Below are 14,334 nucleotides of genomic sequence, written 5' to 3'. Positions count from 1 at the left end.
ATTCGGCTTTATCTGTGGAGAACCCGATGAAACGAGACGATCCCGCTTCCCTGCTAGACCCGAAGGCCGGCACGCCGGGCGAGGCGCCGATGGTGCGCTTCGCCGGCGTGACGAAGCGCTACGGTGCGCTGACCGTGCTCGACGAACTCAATCTGGAGATTGCCCGCAACGAGAAAGTAGCGATCATCGGGCCGAGCGGTTCGGGCAAATCGACGCTATTGCGCGTGCTGATGACGCTCGATCCGCTGACGGGCGGCATGATCGAAGTGGATGGTGAGCCTCTTACGCATATGCACAGGAACGGCGTGCTGGTGCCGGCATCGCTGAAACATTTGCGGCGCGTGCGCAGCAAGATCGGCATGGTATTTCAGAGCTTCAATCTGTTTCCGCATATGACGGCGCTCGCCAATACGATTGAAGCGCCAATGCAGGTGCTGGGCCTGTCGCGCAAGGAAGCGACCGAGCGTGCTCGCGATCTGCTGTCGCTCGTCGGGCTCGAGGATAAATGCAATCACTATCCGTCGCAGTTATCGGGCGGCCAGCAACAGCGTGTGGCGATCGCACGCGCGCTTGCCATGCGGCCTAAAGTCATGCTGTTCGACGAAGTGACGTCCGCGCTCGACCCCGAGTTGTGCGGCGAAGTGCTGAACGTGATCCGGCGACTCGGCAGCGAACACAATCTGACGATGCTGATGGTCACGCACCAGATGGGTTTCGCTCGCGAATTCGCGGACCGTGTGTGCTTTTTCTCGCAAGGCAAGATCATCGAGCAAGGGCCGCCGCAGCAGTTCTTCAGCGCGCCTCAACATGAGCGCACGCAGCAGTTCCTGCGCGCCGTAAAAGAGGCGGTGTGATCTGCTTAAGCTTCGCTTCTTGCTGTCACGCAGTGCTGCGACGGCCGCGGGCGATTTCATCGCCCGCGTCATGCGGCAAACGTGCTGTCACCGGAATCGACAGGAACGAGAACAGGCCGACCACTACAAACGCCGGCCAGAAGTCCGAGAACACGATGCTCGAATGACCCTGCACGTTGTGCGAGATTTGCAGCACGATGCCCGCGATGGTCACGCCGAGCCCGAGCGAAATCTGCTGGATCACGCTCGCGACGCTCGTCGCGCGGCCGACGTCGCGACTCGGAATATCGGCATACGCCAGTGTATTTAACGACGTGAACTGAAGCGACGGAAAGAAGCCGCCGACCAGTACCACACACCAGATCAACCAGTGCGGCGTGCCGGGAAAGAACAGGCCGTAGATCGCGATAGCAACGCCCGCACAACCCGCGTTGAGCATCAACACAGTGCGAAAGCCGAAGCGCCGAAGTATGCGCGAGGTCGCCGCCTTCATGAAGATCGAGCCGAATGCGGACGCGCACGTAATCGATCCCGCCACGAACGCGGTCATGCCGAGGCCTTCCTGTAACGCGAGCGGCAATAGAAACGGCACCGCGCCGAGCCCGATGCGAAAGAGCGACCCGCCCGCCACGCTCGCATGAAAGCTCGGAATACGCAGAAGGCGCAAATCGAGCACTGGCAACTCCACACGATTCGCGTAGAGCACGTAACCCACCAGCAGCACGACACCGACAGCGCACATGCCGAACGACACGGTGTTTGGCACGAGTTCGCCGCCCACCAGCGAGAGCCCGAGCATGAACAGCGACGCGCCGCTCGCAGACAACAGAAAGCCGGTCCAGTCGAGCCGGCCAGGATGCGCTTCGCGCACGTTGGCGATGTGCTTATTGGCGAGCCAGATACCGAACAAACCGATCGGAATATTGACGAAGAAGATCAGGCGCCAATGCAGATAGGTCGTGATAAAGCCGCCGAGCGGCGGGCCGACCACGGGGCCGAGCAGCGCGGGCACCGTCAGATAATTGACCGCGCGGATGAACTCGGATTTCGGCACCGAACGGAAAATGATGATGCGACCCACTGGCACCATCATCGCGCCGCCAATGCCTTGCACGAAGCGCGCAGCCACGAACATGCCAAGCGAAGTCGATGCCGCGCACATCAGCGAGCCGGCCATGAAGATGCCGATGGCCGTGCGAAACACCGTGCGCGAACCGAAGCGGTCTGCGACCCAGCCGCAAATCGGAATGAATACGCCGAGACCGATCACATACGCGGTGACGGCCAGCTTCAGCGTGATGGGGTCCTGACCGAGATCGCGCGCCAGGACGGGCAGCGACGTCACGATGACCGTGCCGTCCACGTTTTCCATGAACATCGCACACGCAACGATTAGCGGAACAATGAAAGCGCCTAAAGCGAAAGGCATTAGCAGAGCGACGGTTGGCAAGGCCGTCGAGATAAAGCGTCGATTATGGCATTGCAGCGGCAACCTAGGTTATTGCGCGACGCCTTGAATAACCGTTGAACGACGCGTTGAACGACGAAGAGCCGGCATGGAGCCGGCTCTTCGTGGCACGCCGCGCGTGTTGCATAACGCTTGATGCACGACGCGTGACGCGCGGTGCAGCTCAGCGCGACGCGCTAACCAGCGGTTGCAACTGCGGCAGGATTTCGGTGGCCGCACGCGCGACGTCGTTCGGGAAGTCGATCTCGATCCACGGTGCGCCGGTCACGTCGGCGGTATCGAACACCTGGCTGCGCTCCAGCAGCAGATCGCGCACGGCTTCTTCGTGCGGCAAGTTGGCCCGGCCGCTGTCGATATAACCCGCCACGATTTGCGCGAAGCGCTGCGCCGTTTCCTGGCGGAAGCGGAAAAAGCCAACGGATTCGCCGATGGTGTCGTACTCCAGATTCACCGCGAGTTGCTTGCGCAATTCAACCGGTACACCGTCTTTCAGACACAGCTTCACGGGTTCATCGCCGGCTTCGAAATCGCGGTCGATCAACAGACGGTTGACCGTTTCGCCGGCGACCAGCGCGGCCAGAATGCGCTCGTCGTAGAGCACGTCGGCGTCCATCAGCAGCACGTCGCCGCCGCGTGTCAGCGCCTCGGCCACCGTGTGCACCGTCAGCACGCTGCCCAGGTCGTAGCGCGTGTTCAGCACCGTTTCGACTTTGTGCGGCCAGTTGATGCGCGCCAGTTCCGCCTGCACCGACTCGGGCTGAAAACCGAGCGCCAGCACGACGTCCGTCACGCCGGCGGTTTCGAGCATCTGCAAGTGCCGCTCGAGCAGGCTCATGCCGTCGAACTGCAACAGGCACTTCGGGAACTGGGCTTCCGGCGGTTGCTGGAGACGCAGGCCGAGGCCCGCAGCGAGGATGATGGCACGCATGCGCGGTCCTTTGAAAAGATACGGAGTTTAATCGACAGCGGGAACGTGCCCAAGAGCACGCCGCCGCTGCCAGCTTCGTTCGCTGAAGTGCAAGACCAGCAGACCTGGCAAGCCTAGCAGGATTTCGCGCGCGCGCTTCGCGAGCGACAACGCCAGCGCCGCATCGGGCGGCAAACCCACCAGCGGCGCAAGCAGCAGATAGCCGCCTTCCTGCACGCCGAGCGAGCCGGGGATCATGAAGGCCGCGCCACGAATGGCCTGACCGACGCTTTCTAGCAGCAGCGCGTCGATCCAGTCGACGGGATGGCCGAGAAAGCGCAGCGCGAGCCACACTTCCACCGTGCCGACGACCCAGCCCGCAAGACTCAGCACAAAGCTCGCCGCCACGCGGGCGCGCTCGCGGTACATGGCCTGGACGGCGGCATCGACGGCTTCGGCGCGAGTCATCAGTCCGGACCAGTCGCGCTTGCCGAAGACCCTCGACAGCACGCCGAGCAGCCGGCCAAACAGCCCGCGCCGTTGCGCATAATAAAAACCGACGATCATGCCGCCAAGCAAGGCCGTTGCAATCAGCGTAGCGGTTTGCAGGTCGTGCAGCGCGCCGTGCGCCGCGTAGGCGCCGAACATCAGCAGCCCGAACAGCGCGAAGATGATTTGCGCAAGCGCCTGAGCGGTCGTGCTCACGGTGATGGCCGCGGCCGCGTCGCGCATGCGCATGCCGCGCTGCGAGAGTTGCCGCACCATCACGACCGGCCCGCCGATCTGGCCGGCCGGCAACAGACTATTCACGGACTCGCCGATCCATCGCGCGAACAGTGCGTCGCGCACCGACAAGGGGTGATGGTGACGATGATCAGGTGCTCCGTCGCGGCGGCGCGGCAACAGCACGGAAATCGCGCCGGCGTCGAGCGCGAGCGGCACGACGTGAAACGCCGCGACGAGCGCGAGCCCCCAACCGGCCGCGAGCAGCGTCGACACAACCGATCCGAAACCCTGCCAGGCGAGCAGGCCGACAAACAGCGCCGTCCCGATCGACAGCAGAATCAGGGCCGCGCGAGTCATGCGCGGTCCTTGCCGCCGGTTTTCGCTCGAGTCATCTGGCGAAACACCTGGCGAAAGCCGAAATACGCGATTGCATCTTTCATGTTGGAAATCAGACGGCGCCACGGACGCATGTTCGGGTCCGTGACGTATTCAAAAGTGAGCGACACGCGCATCTCGTTCGGGCCGGCCGGCGTGATGCGATGACGCAGCTTGTCGCCGTCGAAAAACACGAGGCCGCCAGGCGGAATCTGAACCGAGCCCGGCTGATCCGGTACATCCGGATTGCGCGTGTGCAATTCGTAGTCGAGCCGGCACGACGATTCGTCGATCACGCCTAACAGCAACGTGTAGCGGCGCCCGTCATAGTACGAAGTGTCGTAGTGCCAGCCAATGTGATCGCCCGGTCGCGTGTAGTAATACAGCGCGTACGCGTGCGGATCGTCCGCCGGCGACACTTGCAGCTTGTCGCCGCTCAGTTGCTCGAGCCAGCCGATCAACTCCTTCGAACGATACAGTTCGGCGATGAACGGCGCGAGACGGTCGATCGTATGACGGCTCACGCTGCCGCCCTGCTTGTGGCCCGGCAGGTAGTTGCGGTTCACTTCGTCGAGGAGCGCGCGCGCGCTGTGCACGAGTTGCGCGGTCACTTCCGGCGCGAGGAAATCTTCCAGATAAAGGAAGGCGCCCTGGTCCGCGAAGTCCTTGCGCAAGCGCAGATTATCGAACGTTCGGGTGCGGCTCGCGACCGCGCGCTCGGCGTCCGGCGCGGCGGGCACCGTCTGCATGGCAGACACAGTACGTTCGGTGGAAATCGATGCGGCCACGTCGTCTTCGGCGTGTGTACTCATTTGCCGGCCAATACCTGATGGGTTTCTGGAGCGCCCGAGCCAGCCACGGCGGGCTGCACGCTGCGGCGCGCCACGCGCCAGTAGTCGATCATGACCCAGACCGCGAAGAGCGGCGCGCCAATCGAGGCAACCACGACGAACGGCAGGACGACGCTCGTCAGCGTGACGATGGGTAGCAGATACAGCACGTCTTCCGTTTCGAAGCCGCCGACGGCGGCCTGCTTCGTGCCCGCCTTGCCGGCCATTTCCTCGATGCGCATGCGCAGGAAAAAGATCAGCGCGACGGCAATGCCGGCGACAGCACCGAGCCAACCCGGCGCGACCGTGAGGCCGCCGATGCCCACGTTCGAATCGCCCGCGCCTATACCCATGCCGATAAACAGCATGACAGTGACGAGCGCGTCGCAAGCGAGGTCGTAAAAATGACCGATACGGCTCGACTTTCCGCCGATGCGCGCAAGCTCGCCGTCGGTATGGTCGACGAAGTTGGACAGCACAATGAGAACCGCGCCGGCATTGGCCCACGCGAATCCGCCGCGCGCGAGGCATAGCGCGCCCGAGACGCCGATCAGCAGGCGCAGCGTAGTCAGATGATTAGGCGTAACGCGCGTATTGACAAGCGGTGTCACGAGCCGGCGGGCCAGCCGCGCGTCCCAGGTTCTGGGCGGCGGCACGTTAATAGGAGTCTGGGGTCGCGAATTCATAACCCGGAAATATATACGGGATCGAGAAAGATTGCTTTCTTCCCGTTAGTTTCTTTGCGGTTCGTCGGGCTCGCCGCTTTGTTTGCTAGCCGCATCCATAAAGCAGGATTGGCCGAATCGCGATAAAGTGCGAATCCTGTTGCGCCTGCCCCGCCGGATCACTTCGATGCGCAACGCCTTTGCAGGTTGTGCGGGCCGCTGCTTCTCGCCGCGCCGCCCGTTGCGAACACACTACATCGCGCTACATCGAATATGCCGTTCTCCATGCTATGAAACGCTTTCTTTCGTCTGCCGCATCGCGTGCTTTCTGCGCGGCCGCACTTGCTGTCGCGAGCGGCGCGTTGCCGCTTGCCGCTCACGCGACTGCTCTTGATGCGCCGCTTGCCTGCAACGAAAGCGGGCATCAGTTCATCGCCGATCTTGCGGGACAACAACTAATCGATCCGAAGCCGACGCGCGTCGAAAGCAACTCGATCAATGCGTTTTCTCCCGCGCAAGGGGCGGACCTGACCGCGTTCGGATTTCACATTTTCGCGGTGGTCGGATACGAGAAGGACGACCCGATGTTTCGCGTCGGGGAAGGCGAGCCGGTCGCGCGCTCGGCCTATGGCGTGGTGGTGTTCGGAAGCGAATCGAAGGTACGGTCCGCGGTGACGGCAGCCGGCGGCACGGCAATCGTCCACCGCGTGGCGCCGCTCATCACAGCGATCTTCTGCAAGCGCAGTTGAGGCGGCGCTTCACTATCCGCCGCCTACCGCCGCGTTATAACCTGATCGACGTCGGATCGGCCGTCAGATAGCCGACCGTCGCGCCAAAGCGATCCTTGTAGTTGGCTCGCACCAGCGGATCGAGCGTGGCCTTGACCTTGTCGTGCAACGGACTTTCCCAATCGCCGACGTGCTGGAAGTTGCTCATCACATAGGTCCAGCCGTTGATTTCGTCGACGGCATGCAGGCCCGTCGACTCCGCGCCCGCCGGACACGACAGCACGCGCGACAGCGTCTTGGTGTCCACGTTGTACGCCCACAGGAAGTTATTCACGTGCATGCTGCTGTCCTCGCCGATAAAGAGCGTGCGCAGCTTCTCCGAAAACTTCAGGTTGTCCGGGTTCGCAATGCGCTCGGCGTTCGCCGTGTTGCCGAGCGCGTCGGCGGCTGATAGATCCTCGCCGACCAGCGCCGCGGGCGCCGCCATATCGACCGGCACCCACTCGCTATTGATCGCGCCGCCGCTGCGGTCGAGCTGGCCGCCCTTCATATTGAGCGCATAGACCGCGCCGGCACTGATGGCTTTGTCGACGGCCACGTCCGTCGATGCGGCGTTGCCCCGCACCATCGATTTCTCGACACGCGACATCGCCGAATACAGCACCTTGTCCTTGATATTGACGGTCGTGCCTTCGAGCTTCGTGAAGCCCATGCTGCCGCCCGCGAGCGCCGCGTAACGATGCGTCTCGAGGAAAGTCGCCGCTTTGATCATGCCCGGCTTCACACGGATCCAGTGGAACGTGCCGTTGAAGTTGATCTTCGTGTAGGACGTGTCGAGCGGATCGGCGGTCTTGACGTCCATGATGTCGGCCGCGGTCAGTGTGTTCGCGAGCGACTCGATTTCGGCGCTGGTCGCGTGGCCCAGGTTGATCCACGAAAGCGTCGCCGCGCCCGCGCCGCTCGACGACACCTGCGTCCATTTTGCGACGTACAGAGTGCCCGCCGACAGGTCGGCCTCGCGGTCGGCAATGAACATGAAGAGGCCGCCGTTGGTCGCGTCGTCGCCCATCAGCACGGTGCGCTTGTCCGGCATCACCTGAACCAGTTCGTGCGAGATGCGGCCAAGGCAGTAGTGCTTCTTGATCGAGCCGGTGCCGTCCGGATTAACGGTGACTTCGGGCAGGTGGCCATAGTGATATGGATTCGCCGTCGTTTCGCTGCCGTACAGGTTGCGGCTGAAGCCCTTGAACTGGCTATTGGAGCCGATGGTCGCAGCGTCCGGCTCGTACTCCTCGCTCGACAGGTGCGTGTTCCACGGCGACAGGCTCGCGCCGCAGGTGATCCACAAGCCGTGCACCTTCGAGGTATCGACGTTGTGATAGCCGATTAGCGTGAGCTTGCCGGTGGCGGGATCCTGATCGAGCGTCAGCACCGCGATTGGCGACGGCAGCTGGCCGTACATCGACACGAGGCTCTGGTCGCGCGTCGCGTACTCGAACTGGACGACTGCGAACACCGCATTGCCCTTGACGCCCTTCACCGTGGGATTGTCGAGGCGGATCAGCGAACTGCCGTCCGGGCAATCGGAGTAGAACTGACGCTCGTTGCCCGCAACCGATTTGTCGATAATCGGCTGATTGTTGATATCCACATAGCCGCCCGCGAGAATCGTCCCGCCCTGGATGTTGGGCACCATGTCGCCCGTAATGAAGAACGGCTGGTACGAGAGCTTGAATGTGCGGCTGCTGCCGTCGCTCAGTTGCACGGTCAACGTGGAGCCGACCGTTGTTTTTGCCATAGCGGCAGGATCGGCCAGCGTAGGTGCGGCCATCGCGCTAAAAGCCGCGGACACGAAATTGGCAACCGGCTTGACCGGCGTCGCCAGATCGTCGCTGCCGCCTCCGCAGGCGCTCAACATCGAAGCCGTGGCGAGACCGCCTAACGGCAGCATCGGTACACCGGCGAACAGTTTCAGGGCCTTGCGGCGGGAGGGGTCGAACGGCTCAGCCATGTTGTCGTAATCCTGTGTGGGTGGCGTGGGTGACTCACAGCCGGCACGACTCGGATTCGAACCGCATGTTGACGCTCGCGCCGCTATGACGCGAGGATTCTATGAAGTGAATGTGAAAGTATATTGACAGCGTTTGGTAATACTTTAGCTCCAACCACTCCCGAGGTTAGAAACTGGCCTCAGCCCGGCCGCCGGAATTCATTCTCGACCCATGCCGAAGCGCTCGCTTTGCTGAGTTTGAAATTGGGCGCCACCTGCACTTGCGCGAGTTGTTCGCCGAATGTATCGAGCGCGGTGAGCAGCGCGTACGGTTCGTCTTCATCCGGCACGATGTCGAGCGTGATGTCGAGTTCGTCGTTGCCGTCCGCACTGGCCACACGCACTTCCTTATGAAGTTGCGCGCGCAACTGCTGCTCATGACGGCGCAACACTTCAGACGCGGTTTTCACGAGCGTGTTGAATGCGCCGGTGTCGAGCGGCTTCGGGTCTTTCTTGTTGCGGCCCATTGTCCACGGGCCGACAAGCGCGGGCTCCGCTTCGCCGTCCTTGATCATTTCGACGGCCCAGCCTTCGTCGTCTTCATTCTTGATGACGCGCGCGGTCCAGCCGTCGTCGCGCCAAAGACGCGCTTCGTGCACCGCCTCGAATTCGGCGTCGAGCGGCATGCTGTCCGCTGCAGGCAGATCTTCCGCCGCGGGATCAACAGCCTTGTCGGACGATGGAAGGGTTGGATCGGTCATTACAGGTTCGCTCACTTTCGCTGCTGGGCTTAAGACACATCTCGAGCATGCAATTCTACCCGGCTCCCGTGCGCCGGACACCGTGCCCTGACGAACGGACAAGTCGTCGCGGTCATTTCGTGCAGTGACATAATGCTTTTCGCCAATTAGGCGGAACTTATAAAGCCGCAATAAAATAACAAAAAAACGCGGCCCGAAAGCCGCGTATAAAAGATGAAAAAGACACCCTTTTGTGGGGCAAGCGGATTGTAGAACTACTGGAGAATCGAATAGAGCGCGACAGAAGGAACTAATCATTGCGCGATCCGAAGAGAATCAGAACGCACGCTCGCCAGCGCCGCCTGCTTTGGCAATAAGGCCGCGAAAGCCGTCGCGCGCGGACAACATCGCAATGATTTCCAATACGGCTCTTATTCACGTGAATTGCAATTTCATCTTTATTTATCCGCACTTACGCTATTCGGATCGCTTCATTACGGATTCCGGAAATGACTGTTGCGCTATTCGCGATTAAATAACGGAATAGCGGGAATACACTTCGCAGCGGATCGTCACGCGGCCGGCGCAACCGGCGCAATCCACGGCCCGCACCCGAATGCGATTCTCGATGCATTGTCCCTGGAGTCATGAAATGAAAAGAACCCTCATCGCAGCAGGTCTCATGGGCGCATTCGCGCTCAACGCACACGCACAAAGCAGCGTCACCTTGTACGGCACGCTCGACGCCGGCCTCGTGTACTCGAACAACCAGGGCGGCCACAGCAACTGGCAGCAAGGTAGCGGTTCGGTGTCGAACACGTACTTCGGCTTGCGCGGCAGCGAAGACCTGGGCGGCGGTCTGCACGCCATCTTCACGTTGGAGAACGGCTTCAATCTGAATAACGGCCAGTTCTCGGAAGGCAACACGATGTTCAACCGCCAGGCTTTTGTCGGGCTGAAGAGCGACCAGTTCGGCGCGCTGACGCTCGGCCGCCAATACGATTCCGTGGTCGACTATCTTGCACCGCTGTCGGAGGCGGGCGCTGGCTACGGCAACAATCTCGCGGCCCACCCGTTCGACAACGATAATCTGGACAACTCGTTCTCGATCAAGAACGCGGTCAAGTACACGAGCGCGAACTACGCGGGCCTGAAGTTCGGCGGTCTGTACGGCTTCAGCAATTCGGCCGGGCAGTTCTCGAACAATCGCGCGTGGAGCGCGGGCGCTTCGTATGACAACGGCCCGCTGAGCGTTGCCGCGGCTTACCTGCAACTGAACAAGTCGGGCAGCTCGAACCTGAGCGGCGCGGTGTCGCAAGGCGACGGCACGGCGCAGGTCGCGGCGAACCTGCAGCGCACGTTCGGTGCGGGCATCAACTATTCTTACGGTCCGGCAACAGCGGGCTTCGTGTACACGCATACCCAACTGGACGGCATTACCGGTATCGACGTCGGCGGCGCGACGCTGCCTGGCATCGCCGGCACCAACCTGCATCTGGACAACTACGAAGTGAACGGCCGCTACGCGCTGACGCCGGCCATGAGCCTCGCGGCTTCGTACACCTTCACGGACGGCAAGATGTCAGGCTCGAACGGTTCGGGCGATCCGAAGTGGCATACGGTGTCGCTGCAAGGCGACTACTCGCTAAGCAAGCGTACCGACGTCTACGTGGAAGGTGTGTATCAGCACGCGTCCGGCGAACTCGGCAACTTCGGCGCGAACGTGGCGGCGATCAACACGCTCGCGCCGTCGTCGACGGGTAATCAGGTGGCCGCCGCTGTCGGCCTGCGTCACCGCTTCTAAATTTTCACGCAGTGTTTGCAGCGCGGGTTGACCGATCCGCTCTGCCCGCTAACCCGCGCGCGACACGATCGCGCTGCGGGTTTTTTCATGCACGACGTTTCAGCTTGTAACGAAACTGACGGCGCAAGCGTGCGCTCGTTATACTCGGGCGTCCGCATTTTTCATCGCGATTGAGCGTGTTTTCGAACTCTGTTTGCAGGCTGGGTTCGCAAGCAATGTTCGCAGCACGATCGCAATGTGAAAGGCGGCTTTGTCGCGAAGCATGGCACTGCGTCGATCGCCGTATTGGTCGTCGCATCGAGCGCGTTATGCTTCGCCCGCGCACCAGGTTCCCGCACATGACCGGGGACGCCGACGACCTCACCATGAAACGAACCTTTCTGCTTGCTCCAGCCGCGGTTGCCATTGCCACTCTCGCGGCTTGCGGTTCCTCCAGCGGACCTTCCGCGCGCGACGCGTCGCAGCCCATGATCTACGTGTCGTCGCAGCGAACCCCCGCGTATATCGCCAGTTGCCTCGAAAGTCGCTTGTCGCGAGTGCGCCTGTCGCGCACGGGCAGCGCGACGGAGATCGCGGTCGGCTCCGACTCGAACAATTCATACTTCGTCACGCTGACGTCGTCGAACGCCGGCTCCGTTATCAAGGTCATGCATCCGGCCAACGCGCCCGACGATCCACCGGAACCGGAAATGCGCTTCAATATTGCGCGCTGCGCGACGTGAGCGTTGTAGTCGGCGCGCAGTTCGTTCGCGTTAGATGAACCTTCGATTCAGCCATGACATGCGATGCCGGGACATCAATTTTTTAATCGACCTCCCGGCTATTTTTTCGCCCGCCCATCTGCGAACATAGCCGCCCTGTTCTTCATGCGGCGCGGGCGCGTCGTAACTTTCAATGGCATCCAGCAAAGCACATCACGCAACCGGTTTTGCGGCGGGCGTCATCGCGGCGGCGGTTGTAGCGCGAATCGGCGGCGGCAGTCATGGCGGCGCGTTTTATGTCGGCGTACTGATGAGCTTTGTCGCAGGAGTCGGGGGAAGCACGGCGCCGGACTGGCTCGAAGTCGCGTGGTGGTCAGGCTCACGCCGGCTGTGGATCGCGCATCGCACATTGACGCATTGGGGCATCGGCTGGATCGCGCTGCTCGCGGTTTCGTACCGCGAACTCGGGCATTCCGTCTATGCAGCGCCCGCGTTCGGCTTCGGATGCGGCGGCCTGATGCATCTGCTCGCCGACTGGCCCAACCCGCTCGGCGTGCCGTGGATCGCCCGGCGGCATTCGTTGAACCTATGGAATAGCGGGCATTGCGATCTGATCGTGGTCGCGGCTTCGTGGGCCGCGGCCTGGTTTGTCGGTCGGCATATGGGATTGCCCGACATACATGGGCTCGATCTGTTGCAGCAGCTGCGCTTGTGATTTGCGCGTCGATGAGTGCAGCATGCACTCGCGTCAACGCATCGCCGCAGCGTAGTTCGCAGGCGTGACGCCGAGCAGACGCACAAAAGCCCTCGTCATGTGACTCTGATCGGCAAAGCCTGCAGCGGCAGCCGCGTCGGCGAGCGATACGCCGCGCGCTATCCATTGCCGCGCCAATACCACGCGCCGCTGCATCCGGTATGCATGCGGCGGCAAACCCATTTCATGCGCGAAAGCTCGCAGCAATTGAAAGCGGCTCATTCGAGCTTCGTCGGCGAGATCGGCGAGTGTCAGCGGCGCAGATGGATCGTCGTCGATGCGCGCTTTCGCGCGCGCAATCGGCCCCGCTGGACGCGACGATAAAGCGTGCGCCTGACTAGTCCCTTGACTCGTCGCTTGACTGGTTGCATGAGCGGCAAGAAGATGCGCGAGCAGTTCGAGCAGCGCCTGTTCACGCGCGAGGACGTCCTGGGCGCACGGCGCCTCTACCGCCACGGCAAATAATCGTTCGAAGAGATGCTTGAGCAATGGGTCATGCACTACAGGCTCTGTGAGTTCAACCTCACGCGCCACCGCCCCGCTCAATTCGGCCGCCGCGCTTACCAGCATCGACGGCTCGAAATACAGCATGCGCCACGCGCGGCCGCGCTCATCGAGCGGACTGCCGTCGTGCACTTCGCCGGGATTGACCATGATCGCGTCGTTCGTGCGTGCTTCGACGATGCCGCGACCGCTCGCCGATTTATGCCCGCCGCTGACGATCACGCCAACGCCGAACCGGTCGTGCGAATGGCGTGGAAACGCGTGCGCGGTCTCCGCCACCGTTGCCTCGACGCCTGCAATCGCGCAACGAGGCATGTGGACGCGGCCACGTGGCGCGTCGCGCCCGCGCATCAACGCCGCCCTTCTTCGCCGCGCTCGCCTTCGCGGACCTTGCCCTGCGACACGCTGCTGCCCGGCGGCACGCTATGCGTGAGCCACACATTGCCGCCAATCACCGAGCCGCGCCCAATCGTTACTCGTCCGAGGATTGTCGCGCCGGCGTAAATCACTACGTCGTCCTCGACGATCGGATGGCGCGCATTGCCCTTGATCAGCGCGCCATCGACATCCGCGGCGAAGCTCTTCGCGCCGAGCGTCACCGCCTGATACACACGCACGTGTTCGCCGATGATCGCCGTTTCGCCGATGACGACGCCGGTGCCGTGGTCGATGAAGAAGCTCGGGCCAATCGTCGCGCCAGGGTGAATGTCGATGCCGGTTGCCGAGTGCGCGATCTCGTTGATGAAGCGAGCGAGCAACGGCACGCCGAGACAATGCAACGCATGCGCGAGACGGTGATGCGTCATCGCCCACACGCCGGGGTAGCAGAGCAGAATTTCGGTGATGTGCTGCGCGGCGGGGTCGCCTGTAAACGCCGCCTGAATGTCGCTGACGAGCAGCGCGCGAATGCCGGGCAACTGCGTGCCAAACTCGCGCGCGACGTCGAACGCACGCTCGCGCAGTTCCGCCTCCGGCGTTTGCGCGTGTTCGGGCAGAAACCGCAGCGCGCGGCGAATCTGTTCCGCAAGCAGACGCAACGTGCTTTCGAGCGTGTGGCCCACGTAGTAGTCGACGGTTTCGTCAGTCAGATCGGGCGCGCCATAGTGCGTGGGAAATAGCGCGGCGCGCAATCCGGCGACAATGTTCACCACCGCTTCGCGCGACGGCAATTCGCGAATGCCGAGCGGATGCCGCGTGCGATGCAATTCTTCGCGCGACGCGCGCAGGTCCGCGACGATCTGTTCAAGGCCCCAGTTCTGGGAAGGCACGTTAGGCATAGAAGGACAGC

At 62.3% G+C, this 14,334-nt stretch carries 14 protein-coding genes; 5 read left to right on the top strand and 9 right to left on the bottom strand.

Going from position 1 to position 14,334, the window contains the following annotated elements; translation table 11 throughout:
- Nucleotides 1-26 precede the first annotated feature (26 nt).
- A complete protein-coding gene (gene ehuA / locus F759_RS0123995) occupies nt 27-854 on the top strand; it encodes an ectoine/hydroxyectoine ABC transporter ATP-binding protein EhuA (protein WP_027802103.1) in 828 nt (275 codons plus the stop codon).
- Between the two features lie 25 nt (nt 855-879).
- Here the strand turns inward: ehuA and F759_RS0123990 are convergent, their stop codons facing one another.
- The 5 genes from F759_RS0123990 to F759_RS0123970 form a co-directional block, all read right to left on the bottom strand.
- Nucleotides 880-2,304, bottom strand: a complete 1,425-nt coding sequence (locus F759_RS0123990) for an MFS transporter (protein ID WP_274533486.1) — start codon at nt 2,302-2,304, stop codon at nt 880-882.
- A 181-nt stretch (nt 2,305-2,485) separates the two neighbouring features.
- Nucleotides 2,486-3,250, bottom strand: a complete 765-nt coding sequence (locus F759_RS0123985; RefSeq protein ID WP_027802101.1) for a phosphocholine cytidylyltransferase family protein — start codon at nt 3,248-3,250, stop codon at nt 2,486-2,488.
- A 27-nt stretch (nt 3,251-3,277) separates the two neighbouring features.
- Complete coding sequence (locus F759_RS0123980) at nt 3,278-4,312, bottom strand: lysylphosphatidylglycerol synthase domain-containing protein (RefSeq protein WP_027802100.1); 1,035 nt, start codon at nt 4,310-4,312, stop codon at nt 3,278-3,280.
- A complete protein-coding gene (locus tag F759_RS0123975; protein ID WP_027802099.1) occupies nt 4,309-5,142 on the bottom strand; it encodes a HalD/BesD family halogenase in 834 nt (277 codons plus the stop codon). Before F759_RS0123975 ends, F759_RS0123980 begins: the two co-directional genes overlap by 4 nt.
- On the bottom strand, nt 5,139-5,846 hold the full coding sequence (locus tag F759_RS0123970; protein ID WP_027802098.1) for a CDP-alcohol phosphatidyltransferase family protein: 708 nt from the start codon (nt 5,844-5,846) through the stop codon (nt 5,139-5,141). Before F759_RS0123970 ends, F759_RS0123975 begins: the two co-directional genes overlap by 4 nt.
- Before the next feature lie 269 nt (nt 5,847-6,115).
- Between F759_RS0123970 and F759_RS0123965 the strand changes: the two genes are divergently transcribed.
- Complete coding sequence (locus tag F759_RS0123965) at nt 6,116-6,574, top strand: hypothetical protein (RefSeq protein WP_027802097.1); 459 nt, start codon at nt 6,116-6,118, stop codon at nt 6,572-6,574.
- 34 nt (nt 6,575-6,608) lie between these two features.
- On the opposite strand, the gene F759_RS0123960 is transcribed toward F759_RS0123965, so the two are convergent.
- Nucleotides 6,609-8,564: a PhoX family protein gene (locus tag F759_RS0123960; RefSeq protein WP_027802096.1), complete on the bottom strand. Its 1,956-nt coding sequence runs from the start codon at nt 8,562-8,564 to the stop codon at nt 6,609-6,611.
- A 179-nt stretch (nt 8,565-8,743) separates the two neighbouring features.
- On the bottom strand, nt 8,744-9,304 hold the full coding sequence (locus tag F759_RS0123955; protein WP_027802095.1) for a hypothetical protein: 561 nt from the start codon (nt 9,302-9,304) through the stop codon (nt 8,744-8,746).
- Between the two features lie 631 nt (nt 9,305-9,935).
- Here F759_RS0123955 and F759_RS0123945 point away from each other — a divergent pair.
- From F759_RS0123945 to F759_RS0123935, 3 genes are all read left to right on the top strand, one after another.
- Entirely contained in the window at nt 9,936-11,087 is a 1,152-nt protein-coding gene (locus F759_RS0123945) for a porin (RefSeq protein ID WP_027802094.1), read from the top strand.
- 365 nt (nt 11,088-11,452) lie between these two features.
- Entirely contained in the window at nt 11,453-11,809 is a 357-nt protein-coding gene (locus tag F759_RS0123940) for a hypothetical protein (RefSeq protein WP_027802093.1), read from the top strand.
- A 172-nt stretch (nt 11,810-11,981) separates the two neighbouring features.
- On the top strand, nt 11,982-12,503 hold the full coding sequence (locus tag F759_RS0123935; RefSeq protein WP_027802092.1) for a metal-dependent hydrolase: 522 nt from the start codon (nt 11,982-11,984) through the stop codon (nt 12,501-12,503).
- 33 nt (nt 12,504-12,536) lie between these two features.
- On the opposite strand, the gene F759_RS0123930 is transcribed toward F759_RS0123935, so the two are convergent.
- Complete coding sequence (locus F759_RS0123930) at nt 12,537-13,397, bottom strand: AraC family transcriptional regulator (protein ID WP_027802091.1); 861 nt, start codon at nt 13,395-13,397, stop codon at nt 12,537-12,539.
- Entirely contained in the window at nt 13,397-14,323 is a 927-nt protein-coding gene (epsC, locus tag F759_RS0123925; protein ID WP_027802090.1) for a serine O-acetyltransferase EpsC, read from the bottom strand. Before epsC ends, F759_RS0123930 begins: the two co-directional genes overlap by 1 nt.
- Nucleotides 14,324-14,334 lie beyond the last annotated feature (11 nt).

Source organism: Paraburkholderia dilworthii (assembly GCF_000472525.1).
GTDB classification, from domain to species: Bacteria; Pseudomonadota; Gammaproteobacteria; order Burkholderiales; family Burkholderiaceae; genus Paraburkholderia; species Paraburkholderia dilworthii.
The sequence above is the reverse complement of the archived record's forward strand: the minus strand, read 5'-3'. Positions and strand labels throughout refer to the sequence as shown.